The 9998-nt window shown below is 61.7% G+C and carries 12 protein-coding genes and 1 other RNA gene; 6 read left to right on the top strand and 7 right to left on the bottom strand.

Annotated elements, in window-relative coordinates:
• The coding region (locus tag EN990_RS33700; RefSeq protein ID WP_127388549.1) for a chloride channel protein at positions 1-1590 on the top strand (1590 nt) is incomplete at its 5' end.
• Here EN990_RS33700 and EN990_RS33695 read toward each other — a convergent pair.
• The 4 genes from EN990_RS33695 to EN990_RS33680 all read right to left on the bottom strand — a co-directional run bounded on the left by EN990_RS33695 (position 1587) and on the right by EN990_RS33680 (position 3366).
• The gene (locus EN990_RS33695) at positions 1587-1811 is read right to left on the bottom strand and encodes a ribbon-helix-helix domain-containing protein (RefSeq protein WP_013531014.1); all 225 of its coding nucleotides are present in this window, start codon (positions 1809-1811) and stop codon (positions 1587-1589) included. The two genes, EN990_RS33700 and EN990_RS33695, sit on opposite strands and share 4 nt — an antisense overlap.
• On the bottom strand, positions 1808-2005 hold the full coding sequence (locus tag EN990_RS33690; RefSeq protein WP_024501426.1) for a DUF4169 family protein: 198 nt from the start codon (positions 2003-2005) through the stop codon (positions 1808-1810). Before EN990_RS33690 ends, EN990_RS33695 begins: the two co-directional genes overlap by 4 nt.
• A 16-nt stretch (positions 2006-2021) precedes the next feature.
• The gene (locus EN990_RS33685) at positions 2022-2558 is read right to left on the bottom strand and encodes an SspB family protein (RefSeq protein ID WP_013531016.1); all 537 of its coding nucleotides are present in this window, start codon (positions 2556-2558) and stop codon (positions 2022-2024) included.
• Between the two features lie 118 nt (positions 2559-2676).
• Positions 2677-3366, bottom strand: coding sequence for a TetR/AcrR family transcriptional regulator (locus tag EN990_RS33680; RefSeq protein WP_127385649.1), 690 nt, complete (start codon positions 3364-3366; stop codon positions 2677-2679).
• Between the two features lie 188 nt (positions 3367-3554).
• On the opposite strand from EN990_RS33680, the gene EN990_RS33675 reads away from it, so the two are divergent.
• Together EN990_RS33675 and EN990_RS33670 are read left to right on the top strand one after the other, a co-directional pair.
• Entirely contained in the window at positions 3555-4760 is a 1206-nt protein-coding gene (locus EN990_RS33675) for a multidrug effflux MFS transporter (RefSeq protein WP_013531018.1), read from the top strand.
• Positions 4761-5057: 297 nt separating this feature from the next.
• Entirely contained in the window at positions 5058-6842 is a 1785-nt protein-coding gene (locus EN990_RS33670) for an acetolactate synthase 3 large subunit (RefSeq protein WP_127369524.1), read from the top strand.
• A gap of 64 nt (positions 6843-6906) precedes the next feature.
• Here the strand turns inward: EN990_RS33670 and EN990_RS33665 are convergent, their stop codons facing one another.
• Both EN990_RS33665 and ssrA read right to left on the bottom strand, forming a co-directional pair.
• Complete coding sequence (locus EN990_RS33665) at positions 6907-7458, bottom strand: AAA family ATPase (RefSeq protein ID WP_206519228.1); 552 nt, start codon at positions 7456-7458, stop codon at positions 6907-6909.
• 86 nt (positions 7459-7544) lie between these two features.
• Positions 7545-7904: a transfer-messenger RNA gene (gene ssrA, locus EN990_RS33660) on the bottom strand.
• A gap of 168 nt (positions 7905-8072) precedes the next feature.
• On the opposite strand from ssrA, the gene EN990_RS33655 reads away from it, so the two are divergent.
• Positions 8073-8384, top strand: a complete 312-nt coding sequence (locus tag EN990_RS33655; protein WP_013531020.1) for a DUF2853 family protein — start codon at positions 8073-8075, stop codon at positions 8382-8384.
• 160 nt (positions 8385-8544) lie between these two features.
• Entirely contained in the window at positions 8545-9339 is a 795-nt protein-coding gene (locus EN990_RS33650) for a thymidylate synthase (protein ID WP_013531021.1), read from the top strand.
• Positions 9340-9350: 11 nt separating this feature from the next.
• On the opposite strand, the gene EN990_RS33645 is transcribed toward EN990_RS33650, so the two are convergent.
• Entirely contained in the window at positions 9351-9560 is a 210-nt protein-coding gene (locus EN990_RS33645; RefSeq protein ID WP_127369522.1) for a molybdopterin-binding protein, read from the bottom strand.
• A 161-nt stretch (positions 9561-9721) separates the two neighbouring features.
• Between EN990_RS33645 and EN990_RS33640 the strand changes: the two genes are divergently transcribed.
• A partial coding sequence (locus EN990_RS33640; protein WP_164766209.1) for a substrate-binding domain-containing protein occupies positions 9722-9998 on the top strand: 277 nt, incomplete at its 3' end.

Raw genomic sequence — 9998 nt, 5'->3', positions numbered from 1 at the left:
GCCGCAGTCCTAGTTCCGGTCATCGGTGCGCTGATCATCGGCCTGATGGCGCGCTATGGCAGCGAGAAGATCCGCGGCCACGGCATTCCCGAAGCCATCGAGGCGATCCTGCTCGGGCGCTCGAAACTCGACGCCAAGGTGGCGATCCTGAAGCCGCTGTCGTCGGCGATCTCGATCGGTTCCGGCGGACCGTTCGGCGCGGAAGGACCGATCATCATGACAGGCGGCGCGATCGGCTCGCTGATCGCACAGATGCTGCCGGTCAGCGACAACGAGCGCAAGACCCTGCTGGTGGCTGGTGCGGCAGCGGGCATGACCACGGTGTTCGGAACACCGATCGCCGCCATCATGCTGGCGGTCGAACTGCTGCTATTCGAATGGACCCCGCGCAGCTTCATTCCGGTGGCGGTCGCGGCCGTTATCGCCGAGGTCGAGCGCACCATGCTGCATCTGCCCGGGCCGATCTTTCCGTTTCAGGGCGGCATGGAGGTGTCTTTTGTCGGCCTTGCCGGCTGGGTGGCGATCGGCGTTTGTGCAGGACTTCTGTCGGGACTGCTGACGCAGATGGTCTACGCCTGCGAGGACGGTTTTCAGAAGCTGCCGATCCACTGGATGTGGTGGCCGATGCTTGGCGGCCTGGTGGTCGGCATAGGCGGGCTGATCGAACCGCACGCGCTCGGTGTCGGCTATGACAACATCACCGACATGCTGGATGGCCGCACCGTCGCGACGGCGGCACTCCTGCTGCTGGTGGTCAAGGCGATCATCTGGTCGGTAGCGCTCGGCTCGGGAACGTCGGGAGGTGTGCTGGCGCCGCTGTTGATCATGGGCGGGGCTATGGGCGCTGTGCTCGCCGGCGTTCTGCCTGCCGCGGATCCGGGTTTCTGGGCGCTGCTGGCAATGGCCGCCACCATGGGCGGCACGATGCGCGCGCCGCTGACCGCCACGTTCTTCGCCGTCGAACTGACCGGCAACACACATATGCTGGTGCCGCTGATTGCCGCCTGCGCCGCGGCGCATGCCGTGACCGTGCTTCTGATGAAGCGTTCGATCCTGACCGAAAAGATCGCCAGAAGGGGACACCATCTGGTTCGCGAATACCGTGTCGACCCTTTCGCCCTGACCCGGGTGCGCGAGGTGATGACGTCGCAGGTCGAAAGCGTGCCGGCGACGATGACGCTGCATGGCGCAGCAGCCTTCCTGACGGCGCCGGAAACACGGCATCCGAGTTTCCCGGTGGTCGACGAGAACGGTCAGGTGCTGGGCCTCATCGATCCGCCGGCGATCTTGCGCTGGAGACGCGCCGGCACGCACCGCACCACCACGCTTGGCGCGTTGCTGGCCGGCAGCAAGGTGACGCTGGCCTATCCGGACGAATATCTCGAAGGTCTCTCCGACAAGCTGCTGATGGCCAACGTCTCCCATCTGCCCGTCGTCACTCGCGAAGGCTCGTTGCTGGTCGGCTATGTCGGCTGGAAGGATCTGATGCGCGTGCGGTCCAGGAAACAGGCCGAGGAGCGCGAGCGTTCGACCTTGCTTGGCTTTGGCACCAGACGCAGGAAAAAGGACGACGCGGTCGAAAGCCTTTAGATACTCTCTCCTCGCTTCGCCCACTCCAGCACATGGAGCCTCAACGCCGAGGACAGGTTGGTGTCGCGGGGCCGCGTCTCGTCGACTTCGGCGACAAGAGCAGCGAGCGTCAGCTCCCTGGTCGCCGCGATCGCGACGAGGTCGTCATAAAAGGGCTTTTCAAGCGAGTAGCTGGTGCGGTGGCCGCGAATGGTCACCGAACGCTTTTCGACCGGGCTCATTGACGGCCGGGGTCGCCGGGCTTTTCACGACGATGCCCGGCAACGAATTTTTCGCTCTTGTCGGCGGCGACGCGGTCGCGTTCCTTTTCGGCCTTGGAGCGGCCGTGCAGCGCGCGGTTCTGTTCGGCGGCGCGCAGCTTTTCGTCCCGCGCCTTCTGCTTGCGGGCCTGGCGGAGATTGACGATTTCGGCCACGGCGTAAGTCGCCGGCCTATTTCTTGCGGAAGGCGTCGAGCGAGACCACTTCGGCGCCCTTGGTAGCGGCGTCCGCGGCCGCGGGCTTCTTCTCCGCCTCGGCGGCGGCCTTCTTCTCGGCCTTCGGCTTTTTCTCGGAGACGATGGTCAACGGCTCCGGAGTTGGCGCAGCCGGTTCATCGGCTGCCGCACCATCCGTCTTGACGTCGAATTCGAGTTCGAAATTGACCGAGGGATCATAGAAGCCGCGCACGGCCGAGAACGGGATTTCGAGTTTTTCCGGCACATCGGAGAAGGACAGGCCAACCTCGAAGCCGGTATCGGTCACCTTCAGGTCCCAATACTGGAACTGAATGACGATGGTCATCTGCTCGGGATAGCGCTCGCGCAGCCGCGAAGACACGCGTACGCCCGGCGCGCCGGTCAGGAAGGTGATGAAGAAGTGGTGGTTGCCGGGGAGGCCGGTGCGCGCGACCTCGGCCAGGACCTTGCGCATGACGCCGCGCAACGCCTCCTGGGCCAGAATGTCGTAGCGGATGTGGTCGTCGGCCATGTGGCGGTCGGGTTCCGTTGAATCGTCCGCATAGCTGTAATCAAGCTTGAGCGCGGCGTAAACCGCATATAGATCACCCTCGCGCGGAAGCGAAGACTATTGCCAGCGATTTGATCGCTCAGGCGCTGGCGAGCGCGCTTTGCTTTTCGGACGATGCCGCGGAGCGGCGCTTGCCGAAGGCGCGCAGGAAGGTACGCACGCCATTGGTCGCGGATCGCAGCACCTCGTCCTCGCGCGGCGAGCCGCCAAGCATGAAGGTGGTCTGCAGTTCGGCATTGACGAGGCCAAGGAACTGGCGTGCCGCCACGTCCGGGTCCTCGATCGTGAGATAGCCGCCATAGGCGAGGCGGGCGAAGCGGGCGGCGATTGCCGGCCATGTCCTGCCCGGTCCCTGTTCGCGCCATTCGGCAAACAGTTCGGGATAGCGCTCGCCTTCGGTCTGGATCAGCTTGCGCAGGAATTTTCCATCGCGGTTGCAGATGCAATTCTGATTCAAGCGCACCGCAAAGCCGATCAGGTCGGCTTCGAGATCCCCCGGCTGATCGGGGAAGGTGGCAATGGTGGCGAAGATTCCGGCATTGCAACGTTCGGTCAGATCACGGACCACAGCGACGAACAGTTTTTCCTTGTCGCCGTGATGGTTGTAGATGGTCTGGCGCGAGACGCCGGCTTCGGCGGCGATCAGGTCGATGTTGGCGCCGGCGAAACCTTCGCGGCAAAACACGGTGGCGGCGGAGTCGACGATCGACAGGCGCTTGGCCTCATGACCGCGTGGCGGGAAAATGTCAGGAGAAACGTGCAGCTTCATAAAAAACTATATAGAGGCGATTGACGATTTAGACAAGAGTGTCTAAATTTGTGGACACAAGATTAAGAGATTTCGCATGAGAGAGACGAACAGAACTCGCTCTCGAGGTGTCGGAATCTGACGGGATGGAACGTCCTAGGTTAGACGTCGCCTGGCGGCGGCAACCAGATTTGAAAGAAGCCTCTATCATGAGTCCCAAATTCCTCCGCATCGCGGTCGTGCTCGGCTTGTTGTCCGCCATCGGCCCGTTCGCCATCGACATGTATCTGCCCGCGCTGCCGTCGATCGGCGCCGATCTGCATGCCGGCACCGCTGCCGTGCAGATGAGCCTGTTGATCTTCTTCCTGTCGATGGGCTTTGGCCAGATCGTCGTCGGGCCGATCTCCGACATGGTCGGCCGCAAGCTGCCGCTCTACGGCGGCCTTGCGCTGTTCATGGTCGGCGGCATCGGTTCGGCAATGGCGCCGACCATCGAATGGCTGATCGCTTTCCGCTTCCTGCAGGGGCTTGGCGCCAGCGCCGGCATGGCCGTTCCGCGCGCCATCGTGCGCGACCTGCATACCGGCAATGAGGCTGCCAAGCTGATGTCCTTGCTGATGCTGGTATTTTCGGTGTCGCCGATCCTGGCGCCGCTGACCGGCAGCGTGATCATCGAGAATTTCGGCTGGCGTGCCGTGTTCTGGACGGTGACGGGCGCGGCTCTGCTGGCCACCATCCTTCTGGCGACCTCGCTCAAGGAGACGCGGCCGGTGGAAGATCGCGCCGGGTCCTCCTTCGGCACCGCGCTGTCGGCCTACCGCTTCCTGATGGGCGACCGTAACTTCCTCGGCCTGACGGCGATTGCCGGCTTCGGCATTGCCAGCTTCTTCGTCTATCTGTCGAGCTCGTCGTTCATCCTGATCGACCATTACGGCCTGTCGCCTTCGGTCTACAGCGTGTTCTTCTCGATCAACGCGGTCGCCTTCATCGGCATGTCGCAGATGACGGGGCTGCTGGCCGAGCGCTTCGGCCTGCGACGCGTGGTGCGCGTCGCGGTGACCGGCTATGCCACGACGATGGTGGTGCTGTTCGCGGTGATGGCGACGGGCATCGACCGGCTCGACGTGATGGCGGCGCTGCTGTTCGTCGGCTACGGCTTCCTTGGTCTGGTCATTCCGACCACGTCGGTGCTGGCCATGGAAGAGCATGGCGAGATTGCCGGCACGGCGTCAGCGCTGATGGGCACGCTGCATTTCGCCATCGGCGCACTGGCCATGGGTGTTGCCGGCGTGTTCTTCGACGGTACGCCGCTGCCGATGGTGGCCGGCATCACGCTCTGCGCGGTGATTTCCTTCACGCTGGCCAAGGTCACGCTCGGCCGCTCTCGCGAGGCCGTCGAGGCGCCGGCCGAGTAGTAGACTTTCGATGAGAACGAAGGGGCCGGCTCATGCCGGCCTCTTTGCCATTGGGCGCGGACAGTTCCGTCCGAAAGGCGTTGACGACGCCCGGTTTCGGCTGTAGCAGCGATGGTCATGATGATCGCAACGGCTCTCGTGGTGGTAGGAAAGCGCATGGGCAGGATGGTGTAACCATCCGGCGATAGCCACCCATGCGCGGTAAACAGGCTCCTGACGGGGCCTTTTTTTATGCCCGAAATCCGGGCGATGCCCCGTCAATCATCCTCATCACGCAATACACCACGGATCAGAACCATGACGGGCGAGAACCCTATTCAAACCGCGAGCAAGCGCATGACAGGCGCGGAGATCGTTCTCCACGCACTCAGAGACAATGGCGTAGAGCATGTCTTCGGCTATCCTGGCGCCGCCTTGCTGCCGATCTACGACGAGATATTCCAACAGGATGACATCAAGCATATCCTCGTGCGCCATGAGCAAGGTGCGGGCCATGCCGCCGAAGGCTATGCACGGTCTACGGGCAAGGTCGGCGTCATGCTCGTCACATCCGGTCCAGGCACGACAAATGCGGTAACGCCACTGCAGGATGCGCTTATGGATTCGGTGCCGATCGTCTGCCTGACAGGACAGGTGCCGACAACGCTGATCGGCTCCGATGCCTTTCAGGAATGCGACACGGTCGGTATTACGTGGCCCTGCACCAAGCACAATTCGTTGGTCAAGGACGTCAACGAACTGGCGTCAACGATCCACAGGGCTTTTCACATCGCCAAGTCCGGACGACCGGGACCTGTCCTCGTCGACATGCCAAAGGACGTCCTGTTTGCCACCGGCGTGTACACGCCGCCCTCGGATGCTGCTGCACTGAAGAGCTGTCGGCCGACGGTGGAGAGCGACATCAACGAGATCGGCAAGGCGATAGAGTTGATGGCCAATGCCCGTCGTCCAGTCATTTATACCGGCGGTGGCATCGTCAATTCCGGCATGGAGGCATCGAGACTGCTGCGGGAGCTTGTCGAACTGACTGATTTCCCGATCACTTCGACCCTCATGGGGCTTGGCGCATATCCGGCATCCGGCAAGAACTGGCTGAAAATGGTCGGCCTGCACGGATCGTACGAGGCGAACATGGCCATGCATGAGTGCGACGTTATGCTCTGCATCGGCGCCCGCTTTGACGATCGCGTGACTTCGCGCGTGGAGGCTTTTTCACCGAGCTCAAGGAAGATCCATGTCGATATCGATCCCTCCTCGATCAACAAGACCGTCCGTGCCGACGTCGGCATCCAGGGCGATGCCGGCAAGGTGGTGGACAGCCTGGTTCGCTCATGGCGTGCGCTGCCGCAAAACCCTGACAGAAGGCGCCTCGACGAATGGTGGAAAAAGATCGCGCGCTGGCGCGGGCGCAACTCCTTCTCTTACGAGATGAGCAACGAGGTGATCATGCCGCAATATGCGGTCGAGCGTCTCTACGCGCTGACGAAGGATCGCGACACCTACATTACGACCGAAGTTGGCCAGCATCAGATGTGGGCGGCCCAGTTCTACGGTTTCGAAAAGCCGCGTCGCTGGATGACGTCGGGCGGCCTTGGTACGATGGGCTATGGCTTGCCGGCGGCATTGGGCGTGCAGATCGCGCACCCGGAAAGCCTCGTCATCGATATTGCCGGCGACGCATCTGTCCAGATGACGATGAAAGAGATGTCGGCGGCGGTTCAGTACAATGCGCCTATCAAGATATTCATCTTGAACAACTCTTACATGGGCATGGTTCGCCAGTGGCAGCAAATGCTTCACGGAAACCGGCTTGCGCATTCCTATTCCGAAACTTTGCCCGATTTCGTCAAACTGGCTGAAGCGTTCGGTGCGGTCGGCATACGTTGTGAGAAGCCGGCCGACCTCGATGACGCGATTCAGGAAATGATCGATGTAAACCGGCCGGTGCTCTTCGACTGCCGTGTTGCCGAACTCGCCAATTGCCTTCCGATGATCCGGACGGGCAGAGCCCATAATGAGATGCTCTTGCCCGGCGAGACCTTCGCCAGTGCAACCGATGAGATCGGCCAGGGACTGGTATAGACCCCAGAGCGGGATGCATTCGAATTGAATCGTGCATCCCGCTCGATTGCGTCCGACTTCAAGGCTACAGCCCGGTTTGCGCCAGCACGAAGCGCAGCCGCGCCTCGACGGGGGCCAGCGGCAACGGAACCATCTCATAGCCCAGTTCCGTGTAGACGCCGACCAGCGCATGGTGGGTGCGCTCGGCCTCGTCGAGCGTCTGCTTGCGCTCTTTGTCCTGCGCGAAGATCTCCGGCCAAAGCGGGGCGACGAAGACGCGCCGATGATAGCGGAAGCGCTCTGCGGCAGCGTGGGCGTGTTCGGGTATCGGCAGGCCGCTCAGCCTGAGATAGCCGAGCGTGTCCGGAACGCCGCGATCGAAAAAAACAGGACGCCCGGTCTGTTCTTGCGCAATTTGATACGAGCGCATCTCCCATGACAGCATCAACTCGGCGTACAGGGCGCGATCGTGCCAAGGCAAAGCGGGTCCGCCAATGGCGGACTGGTCGCGGATAATGCCGCGGCCGGCTTCCACCGAGGCGGCAAAGCCTGCGTGGCGCAGGGCTTCGATCAGGGTGGTCTTGCCGGATCCGGGACCGCCGGTCAGCACGAAGAATCGATCGGAATCGTTTTGCATGTTTTGTCCATGGCGAGGGAGCACGCGGCAGGGCGCGTTCGCGGCGGAACTGCCGTCGCGCATGCTGGATATCGGAGGAGGGGAGAAGTGGAGGTTTCTGTTGCCAGGTACCTCCGAACCCCGCCTAGAAGTGCGAACCTCTAGGGCTTGATTTGAAGCTATCGCACCGCTTACGCGGCGAGACGTGCTTCCGCATAGTTGTCATTTGCAACTACAGGTTTAGCCCGATGACGGTGGTACCATGCCGGGCAAAAGTACGATCTTTACACCTTCGTCGATCCTATTTCGCCCCCAGCAAAAACCGCTCTGTCGTCAACAGCGGCTTTTGGTGGAGGCGCCGGGTACCGCCCCCGGGTCCGAACGGCTTATTTCATCGCCCATTTATCGCCATAGTCGGTCAAGCCGACAAACCGAATATAGGGGGCGATCGCAGGAAATGAAAGGACGCAATGGCACTTTGTCCCCGTGTCAAAACCGCAAGTCCGAAGGGTTGACTTGAGCGCGGTCTCAACCGAAGCTTTGCCACGGTGAGGAGTTATCGACATAGCGCACAAGTTGCAGCAGCGCCACAGCCCTCATCGATCGGATCCGTGGCGCCGACGAGGGGAATTTTGATGGCCGACTATCTTGCAGACGTGAAGAAATACGATGCCTCGGCGAGTGCCGACGTGGTCGACAAAATCGTGAAGCATCTTGGCATTGCGCTTCGGAACCGCGATTCCTCGCTGGTGTCTTGCACCGATCCGAAGGAACTGGAGCGCGTCAAGGCTGGCTGGGTTGCCAAGAAGCTCGGCATATCGGACGACAGCAAGGCCGACGCTTCGATCGAGAAGGTCTGCAAGGCGATGGCCGCCGACAATACCAAGAACCGGGTTACCTTCTACTACCTGGTTGCCAAGGACCTGGGTAAGCTCGGCTCCCTCTGACGGCCGCGCTTCAATTCGCCGGGCTGGCGCGGTCCATGCGCCAGCCGGTGATGTTGTTGGGGACTGACTGGCTTCGGGCATGGCTTGCGCGCTGCTTTGTGGTGTTCGATCGCCCGTCTGTCAGTTATGATGGCTGGACAACCGAATCGAGCCGGAACCGATGCGCCAGTATCTCGACCTCCTGCAGCACGTGCTGGACAACGGCGCCGACCGCGGCGACCGCACCGGCACCGGAACGCGCTCCGTCTTCGGCTACCAGATGCGTTTCGACCTGGCGCGCGGCTTTCCCGTCACCACAACCAAGAAGCTGCATCTCAAGTCGATCATCCATGAGCTTCTGTGGTTCCTGGCCGGCGACACCAACATCAAATATCTCACCGACCATGGCGTCTCGATCTGGGACGAATGGGCCGACGAGAATGGCGATCTCGGCCCGGTCTACGGCAAGCAGTGGCGTTCCTGGCCGGACGGCCATGGCGGCTCGATCGACCAGATCGCGAATCTTCTCAAGGAGATACGCAGAAATCCTCAATCGCGGCGGCTGATTGTTTCGGCATGGAACCCAGCCGAGGTGGAAGCGATGGCGCTGCCGCCCTGCCACTGCCTGTTCCAGTTCTATGTTTCGCAAGGGCGGCTTTCCTGCCAACTCTACCAGCGTTCCGCCGATATCTTCCTTGGCGTGCCGTTCAACATCGCGTCCTATGCCCTGCTGACCTTGATGGTGGCGCAGGTGACAGGGCTGAAACCCGGCGATTTCGTCCACACACTTGGCGATGCGCACCTCTACTCGAACCATTTCGAGCAAGCACGCGAACAGCTGCGGCGCACGCCGAGGACGCTGCCGACGATGTGGATCAATCCGGAGGTGAAGGACCTCTTCGCCTTCCGCTTCGAGGATTTCCGGCTGGAAAACTACGTCGCCGACGCGTCAATCAAGGCGCCGATCGCGGTCTAAGGCCGCAAATTTCAGTCCATGCCGACCATCACGTCCGAGGCTTTGACCACGGCATAGGCCTGCTTGCCCTTTTCGAGCTTGAGATCGGCGACGGCCTCGTTGGTGATCGAGGCGGTGACGATGGCGCCGCCGCCAATGTCGATCCTGACATGCGAGGTGGTGGCTCCCTTGACGATCTCGGCGATCGTTCCCTTGAGGACGTTGCGGGCGCTGATCTTCACCGGAGTTTCCTTTCCAAGGTTTCTTTTCCCGGTCTTACCAGAACAATTGGTGTCGTACAGACGCTTTCATGAGGCGCCGGGCCTTCCCTTGTTATATTCATACGGATATATCGGTCAGCAGGCTTCGAGCCGGCCGGATTTCAAACCAGGGAGAGTTTTCCATGACGCGCAAAGGTTTTGGATCGAGGGCGATCGCCATTGGCGGTTTGGCTGCGGCGCTGATGGCAGTCGTGCCGGCAGCGCATGCGGAAGACAAGGTGGTGGTGTTTGCCGCAGCCAGCCTCAAGGACGCGCTCGACGCGGTGAACAAGGCCTGCGAGGCCGATGTCGGCGAGGCGGCGACTGTCTCCTATGCCGCGAGCTCGGCGCTGGCCAAGCAGATCGAGGGCGGGGCGCCTGCCGACGTCTTCATCTCGGCCGATCTCGACTGGATGAAAT

Source organism: Mesorhizobium sp. M7A.F.Ca.US.005.03.1.1 (genome assembly GCF_003997975.1).
Taxonomy (GTDB): Bacteria; Pseudomonadota; Alphaproteobacteria; order Rhizobiales; family Rhizobiaceae; genus Mesorhizobium; species Mesorhizobium ciceri.
This window is presented reverse-complemented; position numbering and strand designations above follow the sequence as displayed.

Excerpts from the sequence above, each read along its gene's own strand:
- EN990_RS33695 (WP_013531014.1), bottom strand. The coding sequence starts at position 1,811 with ATGAGCCCGGTCGAAAAGCGTTCGGTGACCATTCGCGGCCACCGCACC.
- EN990_RS33685 (WP_013531016.1), bottom strand. The coding sequence starts at position 2,558 with ATGGCCGACGACCACATCCGCTACGACATTCTGGCCCAGGAGGCGTTG.
- EN990_RS33680 (WP_127385649.1), bottom strand. The coding sequence starts at position 3,366 with ATGAAGCTGCACGTTTCTCCTGACATTTTCCCGCCACGCGGTCATGAG.
- EN990_RS33675 (WP_013531018.1), top strand. The coding sequence starts at position 3,555 with ATGAGTCCCAAATTCCTCCGCATCGCGGTCGTGCTCGGCTTGTTGTCC.
- EN990_RS33670 (WP_127369524.1), top strand. The coding sequence starts at position 5,058 with ATGACGGGCGAGAACCCTATTCAAACCGCGAGCAAGCGCATGACAGGC.
- EN990_RS33665 (WP_206519228.1), bottom strand. The coding sequence starts at position 7,458 with ATGCAAAACGATTCCGATCGATTCTTCGTGCTGACCGGCGGTCCCGGA.
- EN990_RS33655 (WP_013531020.1), top strand. The coding sequence starts at position 8,073 with ATGGCCGACTATCTTGCAGACGTGAAGAAATACGATGCCTCGGCGAGT.
- EN990_RS33650 (WP_013531021.1), top strand. The coding sequence starts at position 8,545 with ATGCGCCAGTATCTCGACCTCCTGCAGCACGTGCTGGACAACGGCGCC.